This window comes from Salinivibrio sharmensis, from assembly GCF_001995985.1.
Classification (GTDB): domain Bacteria; phylum Pseudomonadota; class Gammaproteobacteria; order Enterobacterales; family Vibrionaceae; genus Salinivibrio; species Salinivibrio sharmensis.
Genome location: NZ_MUFC01000008.1, coordinates 23,210 through 46,853, shown reverse-complemented (window position 1 = coordinate 46,853; position 23,644 = coordinate 23,210). Strand labels below are relative to the sequence as shown.

General features: G+C 50.9%; 17 protein-coding genes. 8 read left to right on the top strand and 9 right to left on the bottom strand.

The annotated features are described in order from the left end of the window. Window positions 1–191 precede the first annotated feature (191 nt). The 4 genes from BZG74_RS09290 (at window position 192) to BZG74_RS09275 (ending at window position 5,479) form a co-directional block, all read left to right on the top strand. Window positions 192–1,883, top strand: a complete 1,692-nt coding sequence (locus BZG74_RS09290; RefSeq protein WP_077772339.1) for an NAD-dependent malic enzyme — start codon at window positions 192–194, stop codon at window positions 1,881–1,883. A gap of 117 nt (window positions 1,884–2,000) precedes the next feature. Continuing rightward, window positions 2,001–2,672 (top strand): SanA/YdcF family protein, encoded by a 672-nt coding sequence (locus BZG74_RS09285; protein WP_077772338.1) that lies wholly within the window; start codon window positions 2,001–2,003, stop codon window positions 2,670–2,672. Between the two features lie 230 nt (window positions 2,673–2,902). After that, on the top strand, window positions 2,903–4,273 hold the full coding sequence (locus tag BZG74_RS09280) for an SLC13 family permease (RefSeq protein WP_077772337.1): 1,371 nt from the start codon (window positions 2,903–2,905) through the stop codon (window positions 4,271–4,273). A 117-nt stretch (window positions 4,274–4,390) separates the two neighbouring features. Then, a complete protein-coding gene (locus BZG74_RS09275; RefSeq protein ID WP_201247376.1) occupies window positions 4,391–5,479 on the top strand; it encodes a ketoacyl-ACP synthase III in 1,089 nt (362 codons plus the stop codon). Window positions 5,480–5,527: 48 nt separating this feature from the next. Here the strand turns inward: BZG74_RS09275 and nagK are convergent, their stop codons facing one another. From nagK to BZG74_RS09260, 3 genes are all read right to left on the bottom strand, one after another. Next, window positions 5,528–6,430 (bottom strand): N-acetylglucosamine kinase, encoded by a 903-nt coding sequence (nagK, locus tag BZG74_RS09270; RefSeq protein WP_077772335.1) that lies wholly within the window; start codon window positions 6,428–6,430, stop codon window positions 5,528–5,530. Window positions 6,431–6,537: 107 nt separating this feature from the next. Further along, the gene (locus BZG74_RS09265; protein ID WP_077772417.1) at window positions 6,538–7,287 is read right to left on the bottom strand and encodes a tRNA-uridine aminocarboxypropyltransferase; all 750 of its coding nucleotides are present in this window, start codon (window positions 7,285–7,287) and stop codon (window positions 6,538–6,540) included. A 126-nt stretch (window positions 7,288–7,413) separates the two neighbouring features. Beyond that, on the bottom strand, window positions 7,414–7,758 hold the full coding sequence (locus tag BZG74_RS09260; RefSeq protein ID WP_046073196.1) for a DUF3802 family protein: 345 nt from the start codon (window positions 7,756–7,758) through the stop codon (window positions 7,414–7,416). A gap of 348 nt (window positions 7,759–8,106) precedes the next feature. On the opposite strand from BZG74_RS09260, the gene BZG74_RS09255 reads away from it, so the two are divergent. The 3 genes from BZG74_RS09255 (at window position 8,107) to BZG74_RS09245 (ending at window position 13,925) form a co-directional block, all read left to right on the top strand. After that, a complete protein-coding gene (locus BZG74_RS09255) occupies window positions 8,107–11,256 on the top strand; it encodes a hybrid sensor histidine kinase/response regulator (RefSeq protein WP_162274012.1) in 3,150 nt (1,049 codons plus the stop codon). A gap of 128 nt (window positions 11,257–11,384) precedes the next feature. Then, the gene (locus tag BZG74_RS09250; protein ID WP_077772333.1) at window positions 11,385–12,071 is read left to right on the top strand and encodes a DUF3334 family protein; all 687 of its coding nucleotides are present in this window, start codon (window positions 11,385–11,387) and stop codon (window positions 12,069–12,071) included. 405 nt (window positions 12,072–12,476) lie between these two features. Continuing rightward, on the top strand, window positions 12,477–13,925 hold the full coding sequence (locus BZG74_RS09245; protein ID WP_077772332.1) for a glyceraldehyde-3-phosphate dehydrogenase: 1,449 nt from the start codon (window positions 12,477–12,479) through the stop codon (window positions 13,923–13,925). A 71-nt stretch (window positions 13,926–13,996) separates the two neighbouring features. Here BZG74_RS09245 and fruA read toward each other — a convergent pair whose 3' ends face one another. From fruA to fruB, 3 genes are read right to left on the bottom strand one after another with little or no spacing between them, the layout of a single operon-like run. Further along, a complete protein-coding gene (gene fruA / locus BZG74_RS09240) occupies window positions 13,997–15,724 on the bottom strand; it encodes a PTS fructose transporter subunit IIBC (RefSeq protein ID WP_077772331.1) in 1,728 nt (575 codons plus the stop codon). 27 nt (window positions 15,725–15,751) lie between these two features. Beyond that, window positions 15,752–16,708 carry a 1-phosphofructokinase gene (gene pfkB / locus BZG74_RS09235; protein ID WP_077772330.1) on the bottom strand — a complete coding sequence of 319 codons (957 nt, stop codon included), beginning with the start codon at window positions 16,706–16,708 and terminating at the stop codon, window positions 15,752–15,754. Continuing rightward, window positions 16,705–17,874, bottom strand: a complete 1,170-nt coding sequence (gene fruB / locus BZG74_RS09230; protein WP_077772329.1) for a fused PTS fructose transporter subunit IIA/HPr protein — start codon at window positions 17,872–17,874, stop codon at window positions 16,705–16,707. The genes pfkB and fruB overlap by 4 nt, the downstream gene beginning before the upstream one ends. Window positions 17,875–18,301: 427 nt before the next feature. Between fruB and cra the strand changes: the two genes are divergently transcribed. Next, entirely contained in the window at window positions 18,302–19,315 is a 1,014-nt protein-coding gene (cra, locus tag BZG74_RS09225) for a catabolite repressor/activator (RefSeq protein ID WP_077772328.1), read from the top strand. On the opposite strand, the gene BZG74_RS09220 is transcribed toward cra, so the two are convergent. The 3 genes from BZG74_RS09220 to BZG74_RS09210 are packed head-to-tail and all read right to left on the bottom strand — an operon-like array spanning window position 19,312 to window position 23,557. Further along, complete coding sequence (locus BZG74_RS09220) at window positions 19,312–20,400, bottom strand: lipocalin-like domain-containing protein (RefSeq protein ID WP_077772327.1); 1,089 nt, start codon at window positions 20,398–20,400, stop codon at window positions 19,312–19,314. The two genes, cra and BZG74_RS09220, sit on opposite strands and share 4 nt — an antisense overlap. Window positions 20,401–20,439: 39 nt before the next feature. Next, window positions 20,440–22,905, bottom strand: coding sequence for an ABC transporter permease (locus BZG74_RS09215; RefSeq protein WP_077772326.1), 2,466 nt, complete (start codon window positions 22,903–22,905; stop codon window positions 20,440–20,442). Then, a complete protein-coding gene (locus tag BZG74_RS09210; protein WP_077772325.1) occupies window positions 22,886–23,557 on the bottom strand; it encodes an ABC transporter ATP-binding protein in 672 nt (223 codons plus the stop codon). Before BZG74_RS09210 ends, BZG74_RS09215 begins: the two co-directional genes overlap by 20 nt. Window positions 23,558–23,644 lie beyond the last annotated feature (87 nt).

Here is a 23,644-nt window from a genome sequence, read left to right as displayed (position 1 = left end):
ATCGGGTAAAAAAGTTGAATTAGGTCACCATTCATGCCTAAACTTTGACCCCTATTACAGCGTCGTTAGGGCTATCGCACGTCAACGCTGTCAAAGCGTTTAGCAAGGGATCATTATTGCCACGAAGGCACAGGATAACGCCCAACACTCATCACCGACTAATTACAAGATAATATCGAGTCTGATCATTCATGAATAACCAAAAACGTCCTCTCTATATCCCCTACGCGGGACCGGCCTTGCTAGAAACCCCCTTATTGAACAAAGGAAGCGCATTTAGCGTCGAAGAGCGAAAGTTCTTTAACCTAGAAGGCTTACTGCCTGACGCCATCGAAACCATTGAAGAGCAAACCGAGCGCGCTTATCAGCAGTATCAACGCTTCGAGAACGATATCGATAAGCATATCTATCTTCGTAATATTCAAGATACCAACGAAACGCTTTTTTATCGGTTGGTGTCAAACCACATCACCGAAATGATGCCGATCATTTATACCCCAACCGTCGGCGCGGCCTGTGAGAACTTTTCCAACATTTATCGCCGTGGCCGTGGCCTGTTCATTTCCTACCCAAACCGTGATCGCATTGATGACGTCTTGAACAACGCATCACGCCATAACGTCAAAGTCATCGTTGTCACCGATGGAGAGCGTATTCTCGGACTGGGCGATCAAGGAATTGGTGGCATGGGCATCCCGATTGGTAAGCTGTCGCTTTATACGGCTTGTGGCGGCATCAGCCCGGCTTACACACTCCCGATCGTGTTAGATGTAGGCACCAATAACCCACAACGCCTCTCCGACCCTATGTATATGGGCTGGCGTCACACCCGCATTAGCGGACAAGAATACGATGCCTTTATTGAAGAGTTTATCCAAGCGGTGCAGCGTCGCTGGCCGGATGCCTTGATTCAATTCGAGGATTTTGCGCAAAAAAATGCCATGCCAATTCTCGAGCGCTATAAGGACAGGGTTTGTTGCTTTAATGATGATATACAAGGCACAGCCGCTGTCACTGTTGGTTCATTGATCGCGGCATGTAAAGCAGCAGGCACCAAGCTTTCAGAACAACGCATCACCTTCTTGGGCGCTGGCTCTGCCGGTTGTGGTATCGCTGAAGCCATCATTGCACAAATGGTCTCTGAGGGGATTTCCGACCAAGAAGCCCGCGCGCGCGTTTACATGGTAGACCGTTGGGGACTGCTCGTCGATGCAATGCCTAACCTTCTCGATTTCCAACAGAAGTTGGTGCAAAACAGTGGCGCACTCACAGACTGGCAGTTGGAAGATAGCAACATTTCCTTGTTGGATGTCGTGCGCAACGCGCAGCCTACAGTGTTAGTAGGGGTTTCTGGCGCGCCAGGTCTATTCACCGAAGACGTAGTGAAAGAAATGCACGCCAACTGCCCACGTCCAATCATCTTCCCACTGTCTAACCCGACTAGTCGGGTCGAAGCAACCCCCTTTGATATTCTGCGCTGGACTGACGGCCAAGCGCTAGTCGCTACGGGGAGTCCGTTCGAGCCTGTTCGCTTGGATAATGGCAAGACGTTCCCGATTGCACAGTGCAACAACAGCTATATTTTCCCAGGCATTGGGTTAGGTGTGCTTGCCGTTGCTGCGTCACGTGTCACTGATGGTATGCTAATGGCATCGTCGCGCGCGCTAGCTGAGTGCTCACCGCTCGCCAAGCGCGGAACTGGCGCGTTACTTCCCCCTCTCGAGGATATTACCCAGGTATCAAAGCGTATCGCTTTTGCGGTTGCCAAAGAAGCTATCGCCGAGGGGGTGGCATCAGAGCTCTCTGATGAGGCGCTGAAAAAGCGTATAGAAGAAAGCTTCTGGTCACCACAATACCGCGCTTACAAACGGACGTCTTTTTAACCCGAACCTAACAGAAAAAGCGCCTACTCAGGCGCTTTTTTTGCTAAGATTCCATCTACTTGCCGACACTCACTCCGTCGAGCGCAGCGTAATAAAAGAAAGGGTAAAAGAAGCATAATGGCTCTGCGGCGCCGTCTTCGTCAGACGATTTTCACATTAATAGGTTGTACCTCGGTTGTGGTGCTAATAATGGCAGCCAGCGATGTGGCGATCACACTCAATGCCAAGGGCCGCGTGTACCAGAAGGTGGAAGAGCTCCCAGCACAGCAAGTTGGTCTAGTATTAGGCACCAGCAAATACATTGGTAAAACCCCTAACCCTTACTACACCCATCGTATTGACGCGGCAGAATCGTTATACCAGGCAGGAAAAATCGAGCACCTACTACTGAGTGGTGACAACGCCCACCGCTCGTATAACGAGCCCTGGACGATGAAGCGTGACTTACGACAAGCCGGGATCCCAGAAGACAGAATCCATCTGGACTATGCGGGATTTCGAACGCTTGATTCAGTGGTTCGCGCCAAAACCGTTTTTAGCTTGGTACGTTACACGGTAATCAGCCAGCAATTCCATTGTGAACGTGCACTGTTTCTCGCCGATGTTAACAACATTGACGCGATATGCTACGCAGTGCCAAGCCCGCAAGGCTGGGCAGGCATCAAAATCCGTGCTCGCGAAGTATTAGCGCGGACAAAAGCGGTACTCGACAGCTTTATTCTCAACGTTAAACCCAAATTTACAGGCCCCAAAGAACCAATCAGCGGTGTCTCAAACTCAAAAGACTAACGCCACACCAACCAGTGCCGACCCAATCACAAATTTCACATTGTTTTAATTATTTGTTTAAAAACCTGCCTGCAATCGATTAACACACCTGTCATTTACGCGTATATTAGCTATCGCTTAGTGGGGTAAGGCCCTCTTTGAGGGTCAAAATTGTTGCCCTATCAAGCACCTAAACGCTGAAAGCATAACATTATAAAAACTACCCAATAACGTTTAAAAAAGGACGCCCTATGGATGTGCAAACCCTTTCTTCCCGTTCGTCGGGACCCGACAGAAAAGCGTGGATCTTGTTTGCCGATATTGCGCTGTTTTTGATCCTATATAACACCTTACCGTTCGCAACAGATGTCACGACTGGCCTAAGTTTACTGATCTTTATTGCTGTACTTTGGTTAACAGAAGCGATTCACGTTAGCATCACCGCCATATTGGTTCCCATTATGGCGGTCGCGCTTGGCGTGTTTGAAACGCCCGCTGCAATGTCAAATTTTGCCAACCCCATCATCTTTCTCTTCCTCGGCGGTTTTGCCCTTGCCGCTGCACTGCAAGCCCAAGGGCTTGACCAAGCCATCGCCAATAAAGTGTTGACCATTGCGCAGGGTAAAATGTCAGTGGCGGTGATGATGCTGTTTGGTGTCACCGCTGCCCTGTCTATGTGGATCAGTAATACGGCGACGACGGCAATGATGCTGCCACTAGTGCTGGGGATTTTGCACAAGGTAAACAACCAAAAAGATCATGGCACCTACGTATTTGTATTGTTGGGTATTGCTTATTGCGCAAGTATCGGCGGTATTGCCACCATTGTCGGCAGTCCACCAAATGCAATAGCCGCCGCCGAAGCTGGACTCAGTTTTGCTGACTGGATGAAGCTGGGACTGCCCGTAACGCTTATATTGCTACCCGTGGCTGTTACCGTGCTGTATGTACTGACTAAGCCGAATCTGAACCACAGCTTTAACGCCGATAAGCGTGAGTTCTCATGGACCCAGCCTCGCGTGATCACCATTGCTATTTTCGCACTGACAGTCAGTGCCTGGATTTTCAGTAAACCACTGAATGCGATGCTCGGTGGCCTTAGCAAATTCGACTCCATCGTGGCATTGTCAGCCATCGTATTACTCGGTGCCACTCGCGTAGTGAAATGGAAAGAAGTTGAAAAAACCGCAGACTGGGGCGTGTTGCTACTCTTCGGTGGGGGAATTTGCTTGAGTAATGTCCTCAAAGCAACCGGCACGAGCCTGTTTCTTGCCAACCACCTGAGTAATGCATTGACAGGTTCAGGGCTGTTTTTCACTATGCTAGGCGTGGTGGCATTTGTGATCTTTTTGACTGAATTTGCCAGCAATACCGCCAGCGCCGCACTACTAGTACCCGTCTTTGCTACTATCGCCGAGGCTCTGGGTGTTTCACCCGTCGCGCTGTCAGCATTGATTGCTATCGCGGCATCATGCGCCTTTATGCTGCCTGTTGCTACACCGCCTAACGCCATTGTGTTTGGTTCAGGGCATATTGAACAGCGCGACATGATGCGCGTCGGCCTGTACCTCAACATTGTCTGTATTGCGGTTTTGGCCATCTTTACTCGTTTATTCTGGTAAGGCACGTCACGCTGCCTGGCGTTTGCGCCAGGTAGTGTTTTTCACCGCTTATTGCCCATCAAAATTGTTTCATCCGAGTTTCAGGTTTACACTAGCGCAACGCTAAACAACCCGTAAATAACTATGGCATTTGCAGAAATTACAGGCTGGGGAAAATGCCTCCCGCCTGCTGTGCTGAGCAATGATGACCTCAGTACCATTTTAGAGACCAATGATGAATGGATTCGCTCACGCACTGGCATTGAAGCTCGCCGAGTGAGTCACGTCGAGACCTCTGATCTCGCCACTGTTGCAGCACAGCGTGCGTTAGCAGCGGCTGGTATTGAGGCAAGCCAGCTCGATCTTTTGATTGTGGCGACCTGCTCTCCTGATACCTTAATCCCTAATATTGCCTCAAAAGTGCAAGGTAATTTAGGTGCACTTCGTGCGGCTGCATTTGATATGAATGCCGCATGCACCGGCTTTTTATACGGGTTAGAGACCGCAACCAAGATGCTGCAAGCTGGCCACTATCAGCATGCCCTTATTATCGGTGCGGAGCATTTAACCTGGTATTTAGATTGGAGCAAACGCGACACTGCCGTGCTGTTTGGTGATGGTGCAGGCGCGGTCGTGGTCAGTAAAAGCGAACAAGAAGTGGGGTTACTTGATGCACAGCTTGGTTGTGATCCTGCTGGCCGTGACGTGCTAGCGATCCCCGCGTTTGGTACCGCAATGGATCGCTTTGACCCAGAAAATGGCTATTTTGCGTTTGATTTTATCGGTCGTGATATTTTTAAACGCGCGGTTAAAGGCATGGGGTCAGCAGCGAACCAGGTTCTGACGCGTAATCAACTAAGCGCAGATAACATTGACCTCGTCGTCCCTCATCAAGCCAACAAACGGATTATCGAGACGCTATGTGAGCATGCGGGTATCGAATTAAACAAGGCGTTTATTAATATCCAGCGCTATGGCAACACCTCAGCCGCCACGATCCCGATTGCCTTATGCGAAGCCGTTGAGCAAGGCGCCTTCAAGCCACATAGCCAGTTACTTACCGCCGCGTTCGGTGCAGGGCTGACCTGGGGCGCAGGCTTAATCCGTTGGGGCGAGCGCACGACGCCAATCGCTGAATCTGACGCAGCGCTACCGCCTACGGATAAAACGGCACTTGAGTTACTCGAAAGCGCCATTCAACATTGCCAAGATAAGAAATCTAAATAACTCGCTCGATGAGTAAAAAGCCGACTCTCGTCGGCTTTGTTATTCGCATCAGGTTAAGTGTAAGAAGGCAGCGCCACGCACCCCTCCCGCATCACCATGCTGCGCTTTCACAATATCAGGGGCATTAGCCGCAGACAGCAGGTGTGTCGGTAAGCGTTCAGGAATCGCTTGATAGAGTTCATCAAAGTTAGATAGACCGCCACCAAGCACAACCATATCTGGATCAAAGGCAGTTAAAATGCCCCCTAACGCCATGGCTAACACATCAAAGAAGCATTCCACAAACGCCACCGCATCGGGGTCGCCTTGACGGTAGTTTTCAATGATTTCAATGGCGGATAAAGGCTGATAAAAGTGGGCATAAAGCTGTTCAAAGCCGCGCCCAGACAGGTAGTTATCTAAGCATCCTTTGTTGCCACAGCCACAATCAAACATTGGTGGGTTATCGCCCAACCGAAGCCAAGCATCAATTGGCATACGCATGTGCCCCACTTCGCCCGCCATTTGGTTTTTACCGTTGATAACCTTACCGTTAATCACTAAGCCGCCACCAAACCCCGTGCCCAAAATCAGCCCCAGTAGGGTTTTGGCAGACTGTGCTTGCTCATCCCATGCTTCTGAAAGGGCGAAACAGTTCGCATCATTACTCACACGCACCTCTCGCTCCACGCGTGCTTGTAAGTCTTCACCCAACGACTTTCCGTTGGCTGCCGGGACATTCACTGTCAAAACCGTGCCATCTTCTGCTTGCGAGCCTGGAATACCAATACCTATGGTTCCTTTTTGCCCTAATTCCGCGTCGTACTTTTCCACCAGCATGACCAGTGTCTCAATGAGTGCTGAGTAATCCTGTGTCGGGGTTGGATGTCGTTCAGTCGCAACGCGATTGAGTTGTTTATCGAAGGCGCCAAATTCGATTTTTGTACCGCCCACATCAAAGCCGTAATACATGGCTAGGCCACCTTAAATTGTCGTTATTTAACCAGATTATTCAGCAAATCAAGGCAAAAGTCCGTGATTCGCTCCAAGTTTCGTTGTTTTCCAACCAGACTTTTCACTCAGGTGTCAGCATCGTTCAAAAGGGGCTGATCACCAAGAAAGCGTGTCAACGCATTGTCTTCCGCAAGGTGTTTTTGTCGTTTGCCTGCGAGGTATCGCTCACGAAAAACATCGAACCATTGGTTTAAGTAATCTGCCGCCTTGCGCTCTTGATTGACAGCAAGCACTTCAGCAGCCACTTCTGCTGTCGCCAGTTGGTTTTCACCGTGAGCATCGCGCACGCGATACCGAGATAATGCCTGAGGTTCAATACTTAAAACCGGAAAATGATCAAGCCAAGGGCTTTTACGAAAGATTTTTTTCGCCTCGCGCCAAGTACCGTCAATGATGATAAATAACGGCCGCTTCGCGCTATCATGGATACGTGCCGGCGACGTCATACGAGTCGGGGTCGTGTACTGAGCAGGAAAGACCACATAGGGTTGAAACTCTGAGCGGGATAACAACGCCAGCATATCAGGATCAGGTTGCGTACGTGACCAGATAAAAGCGTAGGTATCCGCAACGCAGTCAGCAATCAAACGCCCTGTATTACTGGGTTTTAGTACCTCATCATCGTACATAAGTAACATGAACGCAGCATGGGTCTGGCACGCTGCACGGTACTCACAAACGCAAAAATGACGAACTAACATGCATGATGAGCAGCGGTCTACTCCGGCGCCACGTGCGAGGTAAGGACGCGTTGCACGTGCCAAGCGGGTGGAGTAAAGCTGATGAATAGCGTGACGCGGGGCGGATTGGCGCATGGTACAGTCTGAGGTTGTCAATGGGCCGGCTAGTATACCGAACTGAGGTCTGGTGTCAGTATCGCGCGGCCAAATCATAAAAGCAGTGGGATTGAGGCATCAAACGGTTACCGCCAGCGCTTATCACTAGCGCAGCTCGACCATGGCACCATCAAACAGGTTTTTTACCAAGGCAACGTACTCTTCGAGAAAGCCTACCTGCTCTGCGGTCACTGGTTGCTCCCACCGACCCGCCAGCACTTCTTCCATATCTTCAACCACACGGTCAGCCTCTCGTAATATGGTGAAGCGCAATGCAGACGAAAGCCCAGGATTTTGCTCGCAAATGGTCATAATATTAGAGGCGACCAGATCGTGCACAATATCGGCAATGGTATCATCGCCAATGGCTTCACCCGGTTTTTCAAACACTGAGAGATTAAACGCAAAATGTTCGATCAGTGCTTGATACCCGTCTGAGTCTACTACCATGATTACTTGTCCTTAGACTATTCCACTATCACTATTGTACCGTGCCCGTCGGCTATTTGCGCCTCTTGAAGGCGAAATTAGAAAGCGAGTCACGCTTCGCAGTGCTTAGCGCACTGTATACTATAAACTGATCATCGTTCTATGACATGGTGTTTGCTCACATCGTCCTCTTCCCTTTCAGTCTATCTCGAATAAGGGGCCAAGTGGCAACGTCAAATCATACAAACGACTGACGCCAGTCTCCTTGAAGTATAGTCTGGCTTCACCGTGATGAAAGCAAACAACACAACGCGCAATTTAACACGGATCACGCCCAAATCAATCGTTGACAAGGATGTAGGAATCGTCATGAAGGTAAATCACCCTCGCCCATTTGGTAAGAGTATCGTCAGTAAGATTGGGTTGATCATGACCTTCATCACCTTGATGGTGCTGGGCCTGTCAGTCTCGAGCTACATCATGCAGGAGCGTGTCAACCGCGATGTTGGCCGGGCCACTCATCAAGAAATCCCGAGCGCAATTATCACCATGCGCATGCAGCGTGCCGCCAGTGATATGAATGCCAGCATGCTCAAATATGTCATGGGCCGTCATGAATCGCTCGCGGTTTTTCTAGAAAGTCAGCAAGATTTTGAACAATTACTGGCGCGCCTACGTGAGATAAAACCCGATGCAGAGCAGCGACTTTCATTGATTAGCCAGCTTTATGAGCGCTACCAGCGGATCGCTCATCAAAAAGTCTTAACAGAGTTTGATCCGGTCGCTGAGCAATGGGCACGTAAACAAGTAATGCGACTATCCATTGATGTGGTGCGACCGATTGATAACTTAATTGCCGAATTAAAGGCCTCACAATCGCTCACACAGCCAGATAACCTTGCCGTGTTGCAATATCTTGATGAATTGGTCGATGAAAATGGCGATATGCTGACAGAGCTTAACCAATATTTAGATGGGCGAGAAAGTAGCCGAGAACGCTTTACGGAAGATATGGCGACATTCGAGCGCTATCTGTCCTTGGCTCAGTTCGAGCTCAACGACCCTGCCTCACTGAAAAAACTGTCCAACATCCGCCACCATTTCACCAGTTTAAAGCGCAGTGGTATCGCCATTTTTAATAACTATCAGCCCAGTGCCAAAGTCGGCGCCATGACCGCAGTGCGAACCTTGAGTGACCAAGAATACCAGGCGCTTGAGGACGCGCTCTCAACGTTCGCACAACAGACAGGAAAAGTGGTTACCCGCTCAATGGTTGATTTGCGTTCAATACTCCACTCAAATCAGCTCAACCTTGGCTATTTACTGATTTTTATCTTGTTCGTCAGTGGCGCGATGTACTTTTATATTTACCGCACATTCACTCAGCCGATTGCCAAACTCGCCGATTCCATGCAGCGCCTGGTGGCTGGCGATATGACGCCACCGGCCAGTAATTTTCAAGATAGAACCGATGAAGTCGGTAAGATCGCCCATGGTCTGGTGATATTTCGTGCGCATATCATTTCTCGTAATCAGGCTCGAGAGCAATTAATGGCTGAAAAAGAGCGCGCAGAGAGTGCCTCTCGCGCCAAAGCACAATTTCTTGCCACTATGAGTCACGAAATCCGCACCCCCATGAATGGTGTAATAGGGATGCTCGATATGCTTCGCCGCTCGTCATTAACTCAGTCTCAGCAAAGCCTGATTAGTACAGTGCGTGAATCAGCGCTCTCTCTACTCTCCATCATTAACGACATCCTCGACTTTTCTCGCACCGAGGCCGGAAAGCTGCAATTTGAACGTGTCACCTTTTCTTTGTCCGATACCGTAGAGCAAGTGATGGATACCGTCAGCCATCATGCCAACAAGCGGAAGGTGACGCTGTCACTATTCATTAACCCTCACCTCCCCGATCAACTGGTGGGCGATCCCAACCGCTTGAAGCAAGTTCTATTTAATCTGGTTGGTAATGCGATTAAATTCTCTGGTGGCCAGCACCGTCAACCTGGTTTTGTGACAGTCAATATTGACGCGATTGATAACCCACAGACACACAAAGCACAGCTGGTGTTTACCATCACCGATAACGGGATCGGCATTGCACCTGATAAACTTGACACTATCTTCCAGCCATTCAGCCAAGCGGAGTCGTCTACCACCCGAGAGTTTGGAGGCTCAGGGCTCGGTTTAGCCATTTGTAAGAATATTGTCGACCTCCTCGGCGGTGAGATTGACATTGAGAGTGAGCAGGGAAACGGCACACGATTTACCGTGCGCATCGAATATACGGTAAACCCATTAGCAGAATCTGCAGAGCGACCGATTACTCGCGAGCATGCGCAACAATTATCGGTTGAAGTGGATATTCCTCAAAACGCCCTCAATCACGCGGTGTGCCGCTATCTAGAGCACTTGGATATCGCTTATCACCATGATTCATCGCCGTCGAAGGCGGACAAGCAACTGGCCACACACCGGTTATTGATTACCACCCACGCCGAACCAAGCACATTAATCGCTGAACGCGCTGTCGATCATGTGATTGCGCTCAAACATACCTTATCGCTGGCAACCCACCCTGATAAACGCATCGTAGAACTGTTTGCCTCACCATTAACCTATCGTCGTCTGGTCCACGGTCTACGCGTATGCCTTGGGCTTGAAAGTCCCGATATCAGTATGTTGGCGGAATCTGACGCTATGTTGTCTCTTCCCGACGAGGCAGAAGCCAAAACACGCGATCCCGAACGCACTCGCGGGTGTATTTTAGTCGCAGAAGATAACCTCACGAACCAACAGGTACTCACCCAGCAACTCCATTATCTCGGCTATGAGGTGGTGATGGCGGATGATGGTGATCAAGCACTCGCGGCATATCAACACCATCAGGTGGATCTTGTCCTTACCGACTGCCATATGCCCAACAAAGATGGCTATACGTTAACCGCTGCGCTGCGTGAAATGCAGCGAACATCTCGCTGGGTGCCGATTATCGCCATTACCGCCAATGCGCTCAGTGGCGAAGAAACACGATGCTTTGAAGCGGGAATGGACGACTATATCACCAAACCGATTGAACTCGACCCGCTTAACGAGCGGTTGACGTATTGGATTAATCGCCCTCATCCAACCACGCAACCGACACCTCGCCCCACACAGCAGGCGCCCTTCGCAACCGAGACACTCACGCTCGACGCTAGTGTGATCGATCGCTTATATGGCGGACAGCAACACGCCTATCAAGACATTGTGAATGTTTTTCTCAAACGTAGCGTCCCTAGCTTGAAAGCGCTGGTGCAATCACACCCACCGTTTGAGGATTGGAACGCATTAAAAGACGCGGCCCATAAACAAAAATCGGCAGCAGGCAGTATTGGTGCGACGGCGCTTCACCAGGCCTGTCTTGAGGCCGAGCAAGCCGCTAACAATCAGCAAACAGAAGCACTTGTTCAGGCATTAGCCCGTATCGACACAGCACTGGATCACTTGCTGGAGGTATTACCGCGTGACCCTCAATGACCCAATATAGGCAGTCACAGACAGATGAATGTGATCCCTTATCCGGATATCCGGAAAATCGGTGTACAAATCGCGCAATCCAGTGCCACACTGACAGTAAGTTTTATCAACCATGACGGTAGTGAATAATGAGAAAAACCAAAGTAGTCACCTCCGAGGACATTCTGCTCAAACTGTGTCAGTCCGCCACGGCAGTACTCACCAAAGCGACTGACTCTCCCGTACACCATGCAGCCATGGTGCAAAAAATTGCCAAAACCAGTCTCAAGCCTGACCTCGGCTGTTTTGTACTATTTGATGGCGGCTTCTCTGGCCTTGTTGTGATCAACTTCTCCTCCGCCGCAGCGTTAGAGATTTACAGCAATTACATGCAACATATGGGGATCCCCGAAGAAGAGTTAGCCAGCTTACACACCGCGGATGAAGTGGGCGATGTGCTCGGTGAACTGATGAACCAGATTATTGGCGATTTCACCGGTAAGATTAAGCGTTCAATTCAAACCTCTATCACCCAAAACCAACCGAAGATGATGGCGGTTAACAAAAATATTACCGTGTCAGTCGATAGCAATATCGACAAGCCACAGGCACGCCGCGTGAGCTTTACCACTGAGCACAACAATATCTTCTATCTTGAGCTTGCCATGGAGCGTACCGAATTTATTCAGCTTCAGGACTTTGAAGAAGGGGAAGAGGTTGATCCTGATTCCATTCTGGAAGCAGAAACGGTTCGTCAATTGGAAGAAAAGTCTAACGACAAAAACGATAAAAAAGACAGCGGCAGTAACGACTTACTTGACGAGCTAGGGATTTAGCGCCTCTCTCCTTTTACTGTCGCTAAGACATAAACACAAGTTGCTATCGATTTGTAAAGCTTCGCTGCAAAGGCCTGTGTAACTTGTGTTTTCTTTTCTCTTTGCTTACTTTTTTCTTGCTAATTATTAAGATAACTCAACGAGCGAAGCACTTCACAGTTATATGTGTCCAATGTAATTTGTTTCATATAAGTTAAAACCTTGATCGCACTTTATAGATAGCGTGGCCGTCGTTCCCCCACCTCTCACCGTCATAAGTCTTTATCTCTGCCCACTTTTTTTTAGTAGGTGAATAATTCCGCATCATTTAGACTGCGCGGCAAAATCAAAAGGCTGGCGACGATCAGCCAAATACCCTACTGGGCACCCTGCCCACCCACTATCATTCGTGAAAAAGGTCGATTCATGAGTCCAGAAAGCTACCTACTCGATTGGCAAACCAGTCAAACTCACTCTGAAACCATGTATCCGCTGCTTAGCCAGCTTTATCGCCAAAAAGGCGTCGAAATCCAACTGTTTGGTCGTCAACTGATCAACGCTAGCACCATTGATATCATTAAGGCGCACCGCGTGGCGCGCCGCTATACTGGGGGCACCTTATCGCCCAGCCAAACTTTGCCATTGATCGAAGTAATGGCTGAATTAGATCTTGCTCCCAGTAAAATCGATATCGGTCAGCTTGCTTGGACTTACTGGCAACAGCATGACAGTGAGAATGGCATCCCTGATTTTCTTCATAGCCAGCTTGGCCATTTGCTAGGAACGGGGAACGGCGTTGATCCTAAAGACGTGGTACTTTATGGCTTTGGCCGTATCGGTCGCCTACTCGCGCGCTTGCTGATTGAAAAAAGCGGCCCCGGCTACCCCTTACGTTTACGCGCTATCGTGGTGCGCGGCGGAAAAGACGGCGATCTGGAAAAGCGCGCCAGCCTACTGCGCCGTGACTCTGTCCACGGCCCATTCAATGGCAGCATTACCGTTGATGAATCGCGCAACGCAATGATTGCCAATGGTAATTTTATCCAAGTGATTTATGCCAATAACCCAACGGAAGTCGATTACACCCAATTCGGCATTCATGATGCACTGGTGGTCGATAACACAGGCATGTGGCGGGATGAAGAAGGTCTGAGTCAACATCTTGACAGCAAAGGCGCCAAGAAAGTCCTTCTCACCGCGCCGGGCAAAGGCGAACTTAAAAATGTCGTATTCGGTGTCAATCATGACGTGATTAACGACGATGATCGAATTATCTCTGCCGCTAGCTGTACCACCAATGCCATCACACCCGTGCTCAAAGCCATGCACGATAAATTTGGCATTGATGGTGGACACATTGAGACAGTTCACTCGTTTACCAATGATCAAAACCTGATTGATAATTACCACAAAGGCGATCGTCGTGGTCGATCTGCGTCTTTGAATATGGTACTCACGTCTACCGGTGCCGCGAGTGCTGTTGCCAAAGCACTGCCTGAGCTTAAAGGTAAATTGACCGGTAACTCAGTGCGTGTACCCACCCCAAATGTCTCTATGGCTATTGCCAATTTAAACTTGGATAATCCAACCCATAAAGATGAAATAAACGCCTACTTGCAAGACGTTGCCCTGTACTCGCCGCTATCGGGGCAAATAGACTTTACCCAGTCGACGGAATTAGTATCGAGTGACTTGGTGGGATCGCGCTTTGCCGGCGTCGTGGACAGTCAAGCGACAATCGCCGAAGGAAACCGTTGCGTGCTTTATATTTGGTACGACAACGAATTCGGTTATAGCTGTCAGGTGGTTCACTGTATGGAGCAGATGATGGGAGTTCGCTATCCGATGGTTCCCGAGCCAGAAACGCTTTCTTAAGACTGACAAAACGAAAAGGCCCAAATGGGCCTTTTTTATTGGTGTATCCGCTTGTTCCAGAAAAAACCTGGTTATGATTGCTCGGCGGCCGTCAGTGGTGAAGGCTGACTGACTGGCTTAAGCACCGCATATACCAGACCGGTTACTAGCGTACCTGCAGCAATGGCTGCCAGATACATAAACACCGGACTGATGGCATTCGGGATTAACAGCACGAAAAGACCACCGTGTGGTGCCATCAGCTTTGCCCCAATTAGCATAGATATCGCGCCTGTCAGCGCACCACCTGCGATACACGATGGGATCACTCGCATTGGGTCTTTGGCCGCAAAGGGAATCGCCCCTTCTGAAATAAAGCAAAGTCCGAGCACAAACGATGCTTTACCCGCCTCTTGCTCCGCATCATTGAATTTACGCTTCGCTAAGAAGGTTGATAATCCCATACCGAGTGCTGGTACCATACCGGCCGCCATGATCGCTGCCATCGGCATATAAGTACCACTTTCAATCAGGCCGACGCCAAAGGTATACGCCGCTTTGTTGACTGGACCGCCAAGGTCAAAGCACATCATCGCACCCAAGACCACGCCAAGGATCACCGCATTGGTCGAGTTCATCCCCTGTAAGAAGCTGGTAAGACTTTCCATGGCAACAGAGACAGGGCCACCAACGATGTAAATCATCACCAAACCGGTAAACAAACTGGCTAATAAAGGGATCACCAGAATGGGTTTAAGGGCTTCCATTGAGGCCGGCAAACTGACTTTGTCTGCCACAAATTTGGCACTGTAGCCGGCAATAAAGCCTGCCAATATGCCGCCTAAAAAGCCTGCTCCGGTAGACGCGGCAAGCATACCACCAATCAAGCCGGGCGCCAGACCAGGGCGATCTGCAATTGAGAAGGCAATAAACCCGGCCAATACCGGTACCATCAGCGCGAACGCACTGCCGCCACCAATTTGCATTAATGCCGCCGCAAGCGTCCCTTCTTCTTTGAATGCCTCGATGCCAAAGACAAACGAAAGCGCGATAGCCAACCCGCCGGCGACGACCAGAGGGAGCATATGTGATACGCCTGTCATCAAGTGCTTATAGACACCTGTGCGTTCACCTTGCTTAGCACTGCCGCTCGATGAACTCGCTTGCGTTGTTTGATAGACCTCTGCGTTAGCAAGCGCATCATCGATCGTCTGCGACGCTTTTTTCAACGCCGTGCCCGTACTGGTTTTGTATAAACGTTTACCCGCAAACCGGCTCAAGTCGACCTCAATATCCGCCGCGATAAAGACGAGATCCGCCGCTTCAATTTCCTCATCTGTTAATGCATTTTTCGCACCTACCGAACCACGTGTCTCTATTTTAACCTGGTAGCCTTTTGCCTTCGCGGCTTCTTCAATCGCTTCAGCGGCCATAAAGGTATGCGCAACACCGGTAGGACAGGCGGTAATACCCACGATGCTGACAGTGTTGCTCTCGCTTTGCGCCTTCGCGTAATAAGGCTGCGCATGATTCGCCACTGCATCCAATACTGCTTGGGTATCGGCCATCACCTCATTCAAGCTGACTTGATAGACAGGCTTGCCGTTAAAGCGAGCCGACTCTTTTGGCTCACCGACCAAGAGAACACGGTCAGCGTTTTCAATATCGGCAGTCGAGACCGCCTGTGTTGGTTGTACACTAGACTGACACTCTATCTGTGCCGTCCATCCTTTTAACATCACGGCCTTTTCTAACAGCCCAGCCGCGATTACGGTATTGGCGACGCCACTTGGGCACGCCGTCACAATCACCAGATTCATACCTTTTACCCCACTCATGGATTGGTTTTATTCCGCGTGCACTGACAGCTCAACAGGCGACACGCTGATTTGTTTGATTAGTTGATTCACGTCTTCACTATTGCGCACGCCGACCCCTACTTGGGTGACAGCAAGCGCAGAGATTGCGACCGCGCGACACAGCGCCGCCTCTTTGCTTAGGCCTGCCTGGCATCCTGATACCAGCCCTGCCACTAGAGAATCTCCCGCACCAACGGTACTCACCACAGATTGCGCGGGCGCCACAGCCTTAAGCCAGCCTTCCTTATCGCGCCAAAGCACCCCATCGACGCCACGAGAAATAACCACATTCGCGATACCCTGGTTAAACAATTGCTCCCCGCGTGCCAGCAACACTGCTTGCTCATTACTGATGGGCGCGTTGAGGCATTGCGCCAGTTCAGCTTCATTGGGCTTAACCAACCAAGGGGTTGCCTCAACGGCTGCGCGTAAGGCATGCTGACTGGTATCGACAACCACTTTTTTCCCTGCATCGCGCAAGGTGGTGATCCAAGCGGTCAACTGCTCGGTCGAGACACCGGGAGGTAAACTGCCCGCAAGTACGATCCACTCATGGTGCTCAGCCAGACTAAGCAAGCGCGCCGTCAATGCCTCAATATCGGCCTGTTCAACCGCCATACCAGGAAAATTCAAATCAGTGACACGTCCCGCTTTTTCAACCAGCTTGACGTTGGTGCGGCTAACCCCCGGCACACGCAAAAAGTGATCGGCAATGCCGTGCTCGGTAAAAAGGTGGGCAAATGGGTCTTGGTTATCTGCGCCAAGAAAGCCTGACGCTGCGACCGTCGCGCCCAAATCCGTTAAAACACGTGCGACATTGACGCCTTTTCCCGCCGGGTGCAGTGTATAGTTTTGCACCAAATTGACATCACCAGGCTGCAACGCACTGACTGAGCCTGTCATGTCGAGTGCGGGATTGAAGGTTACGGTCAGAATGGCACTCATGCGTTCTCTCCCAACCCATCTTTAATGGCATCACCCAGTGCCGTAATCGCTTGTTCGGCGTCGCTTCCTTGGGCGGAAAACTGTAACTGGTGTCCATGCTTCACCCCAAGCGCGATCACTTTCATCAAGCTTTTTGCGTTAACCGGCGCCGACTGGGTGGAAGCGTTGGCAACCTGTATATCAGCACTGAATTTTTTCGCCGTATTGACCAACATCGCCCCAGGACGAGCGTGCAAACCATGGGCATTCGTCACCGTATACAGGCCTGTTGGCCCCTCTGCGGTGGGCGCTTCAGACGGCGCCGCTGTATGAGGTTGTGCGGGCGCGGGTTCAGCAGACAACGCATCAACCAGCGCTTGTGGCGAGTAACGGCCAGATGCCGCCAGTTGTTTATCAAGCTTCCATTGCATCAAGGTATTGAGCACAGGAAGATGCGCACGGTTGTTGGCTGCGACACACCAAAGCGCACTGACCGACTGGGATTGGTGAGACAATGACGTCGCAGGCATGACCAACGACAACCCGCTCTGCAGCACACCGTCTCTCACACCGAGCAACCAATGCCCTTCACCAAGGTGCACCGGCTGGCCAGCGACGGCTTGGCTTACGCCATCGCTATCTAAACAATGATGATTTTTGAGCAATCCCGCGCCCACGGCTTGCAAGGTGGTGATATCTGACGCTGGAAAGCCAGTTAACACCATGTCGCTGCTAAAGGTGAAGGCCTGAGTATCCGCCGTTTGCCCATTGAGCAACGCAACCAGTTGCTCTGCCGCCGACGCCGTTTTTAGTTGTTGCTCTATGCCGTCTTGTGACAGCACACGCGTCAACTGACGTAAGATACTCAAGTGTTCATCTGATTTGGCGGCGATACCAATGGCCACGTAAGCGAGGGTTCCCTCTCCCCAGTCAACACCCTGAGGAAAATGAAACACTTGTACCCCTGTTTGTTTAACTTGATCGCGGGTATCCGTTGTGCCATGCGGGATGGCAATACCGTTGCCCAGATAGGTACTGGTTTGGGCTTCACGCGCCAGCATACCGTCTTGATAGCCCGCTTCGACTAGCCCTTTTTGGGTGAGTGCTGCGGCCATGGCTTTGATAGCCTCGTGCTTAGACGCCGCGTGTTGCTGCATATGAATATCGTGTACGTTAAGTGCCAACATGAGGTCGTTCCTCTTTTTCAGTGCCGCGGCACGGGTTGATGTTGTCGTCGGCCACATCAGTATCACTAAGACATGGCGGACATATTGGTTGGTTGCAAGTCACCGTTCATTGGCAGTGTTCACGTTTGACTTGCCACATTCGCTTTACCTAAAAACTGAAACGATTCAGCTTTTAGGTAAAGCGATAGAAATCGCTCCCGGCGTTTGGTCAACCTCTTTCACTTATAAGCGCAGGAAGAGATAAGCCGCATCGTCTTTCCAGCATCTTGAGATCAGCCGCCAATAATTGACATAAGCTGAAACCTTTCAGCTTTAAGGCTGAATCGTTTTAGCTTATAATGCAAATAAATTCTGGATCTGAAGTGCGTAAACTTTGATCGCATTCACAAAGCCATCAGTAACGATCGGCTTACTTAAGGATCGCTTTATGAAGCTTGATGAAATTGCCCGTCTTGCCGGTGTATCACGCACAACGGCAAGTTACGTGATTAATGGCAAAGCCGACCGTTATCGGATCAGTGAAAAAACGCGAGCACGCGTGATGGCGGTGGTAGAACAACACAATTATCAGCCGAACCGCGCCGCCACAGCCTTGCGTGCAGGCACCACACAAACACTTGGTTTAGTCGTTCCTGACTTGGCGAACACCAGTTACGCCACGCTGGCAAAACTGTTTGAACGAAAAGCCCACGATCAGGGCTATCAGGTTATTATCACGGGCTCTGATGACGATCCAGAGCGGGAAAAAATAGTGGCTGAAACCCTCGTCTCCAGGAAAATTGATGCGTTAATCGTGGCCTCTTGTTTGCCTGCAGATAATACCTTCTATCCCAAATTACAACAGCAAGGCACTCCCATCGTTGCCATTGACCGCGGGCTGGATGCTAGCCAATTCGCGAATGTGCTGAGTGATGATGAAAAAGGCGCTTACCAGCTCACCGAGATGTTAATTGCTCCAACGGATGTCTATCAAGCAGGACTGATTGGTGCCGTCCCATCGCTGGCGATTTCACAAGACAGGGAGAACGGCTTTCGGGCTGCGTTAGCGGCACGAGGCGTAGATGGACAACTGCGTTACGGCCAAGCTTTTAGCCGTGCTGAGGGACAAAGGCTCATGACAGAGTGGATTGAAGCCGGTGACTTACCCGATGCCTTACTCACCACATCCTTCACACTTTGTGAAGGGGTACTGGACGCGATCAGGCAAACCGGTATCGCCCCCACTGCGCTGTATTTTGCCACCTTTGGTGACAGCCGCATCCTCGATTTTCTTCCTTTCGGCGTGCAGTCTCTCCCTCAACAATTTGAAGCCATTAGCGACGCGGCGCTCAGTCTCGCGGTATCGGCCGCACAAGGAGACAATCATCCTGGGGTTATCACGGTTGAACGCCAACCGATTTGGCGCCCCCATCAAACACAAGCTTGGGTCGGACTGGGTTAATAGCCTGTCGCTTCCATAAAGCCACGGCCTGTGGCACTGCCATGCACTTCCACAGGCCCTTCCCAATAGGGAAAACTCAAGTCCATCCAGCTCTGTGGGTTAAGCGGTTGAGTGGTAAGGCTAATGTCCTCACTAGGCACTTTGATCTGCCAACGAATCGGCAAGTTAGCGCCCTCCGCCATCTTGGCATGGCTGACCGGCAGCATACGAATATCATCCTGGCTTAGCGTCACTACTCGGCCATCAGGATACAGTAACGATCCAAACATAAACGGCTCCGTACCGCGTATCTGAGTAACCATTAACGCACGGCCATCATCTAAGTTAAGCCCAAACCAATCCCATCCCGTTTGATCGGCAGCCATCGCACCGCTCGACCACTCCTTATCAAACCAGCCTTTGCCTGTCACAGGAATAGTCTCACCCGCAATGGTTAGCGCCCCCTTGATGGTTAGCTGTGGCAAAGAAAAATAATACGAGGCCGACGGCTGACTGGCATGACGGATACTATATCCTTCTTCACCGTGCTTGACCTGTTGTCCATTTTCGCGCACCTCCAACGTAAAGCCGACTGGCTTACCTTGCGTAGGCCACATTGCACGCACAGTGGCTGGAAAAGGTTGTTTACCGCCCTGCCACTGCCAGTCGTCTAACCAAGCCTCAAAAGGTGACAACGTCACTCCTGCTTGAGCAATCCCACCACGGGCAAAGCGCTCCGACTCCCATTGTTTATCATCGCTCGTGATAGCGACGTGCGCCATATACAGCTGCTGACTCGCCCATCCTTCTTTACGATCCGGTGCTAATGCGCGGCGAAACAATGTCCATTGCACGCCATACGCTTGTCCATTAGCGTCGGTTAAGGTCGCGGTCAAATACCACCATTCAGTGGCAAAGTCTGAGTGTGCCGCCATGTCTTGGGGATAGGTAGGTGTGTGGTCTGGGGTTACAGGGGCAAAGCCACTTTGCGAATCAAAAACGGCAAAAGTTCCACTGGGTTCAGGAGACGATGCAGGCTGCTGACCCCACCATACCAGCGCGCCGAGCGCGATGATCACTCCGCCTCCTAACAATGAACGTATCATTTTCCGCTTCCATCGCTGAATCACTTCACTGCCTCTTTTTTACTGCGCATCACGCAACGACGCCGCCGCGGTGCGTTTTAGCATGCGATAAACTGGCCAAGCCCCTGCAACCATAAGCGCCAACATGGAAAGCCCGATCGTGGTGGCATAGCTGATCGGGAAGAAGCTCATGGTCATGGTCCACCCAAACGATGCTTTCAGGACAACATGGATCAACATGCCCGCCAGTACAAGCCCCAACGGGATAGCAATCAGCGCACTGGTGAGGCCAAGCAGCACCAACTGTCCTCCCCCGAGCGCAATGAGCTCGCGCCCTGACAGGCCAAGGTAACGTAGCAAGCTATATTGCCGTTGGCGCGATAGCTCTGTCGCCAAGGTCGAAAAGAACAACCCACATATCGCGACAACCAACATCAGTGCACACAAGCTTTCCGTCACAGTAAACGTGCGATCAAAGATACGCATGGCATAACGCATGATATCCGCTTGGTTTTGCACCTGCCCGGTGGTCAGCGAAAAACGGTGATTGATGCGATCAACAAATTGCTCGGTTTGCGTGTCCTGATTCAGGACCACCGCCAGCGATGATCGGCCTTGCTTTAGCCATTGTCCCGCATCACTGCGTGTAGACACCACAAGCTGGCCGTAGGGGTTGCCATAATCGTAATAGATCCCAGCGACCTGCCAGCGCTCGCCCATCGGCGCGGGAAGGTTGATGCTCTCCCCCACACCCACGCCAAATTTAGCCGCTAACGCCTCGCTGAGTAATACGGCACGTTCTTGGTGCACTTGTGCCCAATAATCAGGTTGAGCCGCCTTCATCGCCAACGTTTGTTTCTCAGACGGACGGTTTCCTACAGACAGCACTTCAAGCCGCCCTTGGTTTGCCGTCAGCTCACGCCGGTAGCTGGTCCAAAACTGCGCCACGTCTTTATTGTTGACCAACCATGTTTCCATCTCATCGAGAGCGGCATGGTTCGGCCGAACATAAACATCCGCAGCCAAGCGCTGCTGCAGCCAAGTTTCAGTGCTGGTGCGAAAACTACCTACCATGGTTTCCATACCAATATGCGCCGAAATCGCGAGCATAAATGCCATCGCCGCCACACCACGGTAACTTAAACTTGCCGCCGCATCGGTGAAAAACCATCGCCATCGCGCGCCCGCATAGGCTGCTGCGCTGGTATGAAACAGCCAGCCACACAAATATGGCAGCGCTAAGGCAGCACTTAACATGGTAAAGGCAATCAAGGTAAAGCCTTGCCATTGGCTGGTCTCCCAATACGATACGCCCCACGCCGCCAGGCCAAGCAACACCGCTAAAATCGCCTGTACGGCATACTCTCGACGTGTGCCACGCATCAAGGTCATCCGTTGTGATAAGCGCCCTGGCGATGTGCTGACGAGGCGCACCAGCGGCCAAGCGGACGCCATCGCTGCCCCCAAAATAGCAAGGAGTAGACTGTAGAGTCCCCATTGCCACTGCCAATGCATGACTAAATTGATATCTGCGCCATACAAATCAGATAAGGTCGTAGCAACCGCGGGGAGTAATTGGTTAGCGAGTAGCATACCCAACACATTGCCACTGACCACGCCAAGTAGCACCCAAAGTAATAACTCTGTTGCCACAACACCAGAGAGCTGGCGTCCATCAACGCCTAGCTGCCGCAGGTTACCGACCAAGGGCTGGCGCTGGGTCATGGACAGGGAAATAGCCTGATAAAAAATAAACAGTCCCACCACAAAGGCCAATAACCCCATCGCGAGTAAATTTAAGTGAAAAGCACGGGTGAGCGGGCCAAGTTGGGTTGATTGGGTTTTGGTCAGCGTCAAGGCTGAGGATAAATCTTCACGAATTGTTTGTCGCTCCGATTGAGACAAAGCCCCGCATAACACCTCGGTAAACCCAGTACGAGACGAAAGCTTACGCAGTAGCGCCATATCCGCCACCAAGTAGGTGCCCATACTCAGCGCATCATTATCGATAATGCGCAAAGGGCCGATCGGCGGGTAATCCAACAACTCAATCATTTGCCCCTCTTCCCAGCCTTTGTGCTCAGCCATGGCTTCTCCTACATAGACAGGGTAAGGCTCAGAGATGGCATCCAGAGGCGATAACGTGGCGCTACTCTCGGCAGCTTGGCCAGATAGAAGTGGTAGCATCGCAATGGTATCCACGCCCATCAGATGGATATCATCCAGTGACGGCGTCACAATATCGATACGGTCAACCGGCACACACTGGGTCAAACCTTGACGGCGTAGACCAACATAAAACGCGTGCGGCACGCGTTGTGTCCGTTCCGTGTGATGAATGCTAAAAGGATAAGGGTTATTGAAAAGCTTGGCCCCTTCACGGTAACTTTGCTGCGCATGTTGGTTTATCGATAACACGCCAACCAGCAAAGAGACACCCAGAGTTAACCCGAGCCAGACGAGAAAAACTTGAAACGGATGGCGGCGATAATGCCCCCATAAAGCGCTAGCGACGGGCCCGAACACTGAGCACGCCTCCTTGTAGCCCCACACTACCTTGCAAATAACTGGCCACAGTATCACTGTGTGTCACCAGTAGCAGTCCGGCTTCCTGCTGACTGGTTAGCGTGATAAGCAGGCGCATCACCGCGTCCGCATTGCGCTCATCCAAACTTCCCGTTGGCTCATCGGCAAGTAGCAGTTTGGGCGACATATATAACGCGCGAGCGATGGCGGCGCGCTGCTGCTGACCACCAGACACTTCTTCCGGATAACGATTAAGTAATGGCATTAAATCCAGTTGCGAGACAATCTGTCGCCACAGACAACCGTCTTCTTTCAAACCTTTTAATTGGCGACAAAAACGAATGTTATCCGCAATGGAGAGTGTGGGAAGCAGGTTAAATTGCTGGAAGATCAAGCCGATGTTTTGACGTCGAAACTGCGTGCGTGCTGCCTCGCTCAATCGATGAAGGGGGGTGTCATCAAACCAGATCTCACCACTGTCGGGTTTATCCAGTCCCGCAATCAAATTTAACAAGGTACTTTTACCCGACCCACTTTCGCCCATCAACGCCAGTTGGCTGGTCGACGACAGCGACATCGCGGCGCCTTGCAGCACGGGATGGAAGTCGCTCCCGTCCTGATAACCTTTACACAGCCCTTTAATTGCTAACATGCCAATGCACACCCTTATAGTGTCTTAAAAACAGCAATAAACGAGAACTAGGTCACACTGTTTGACTAATTTGGCAATGTACCCCAA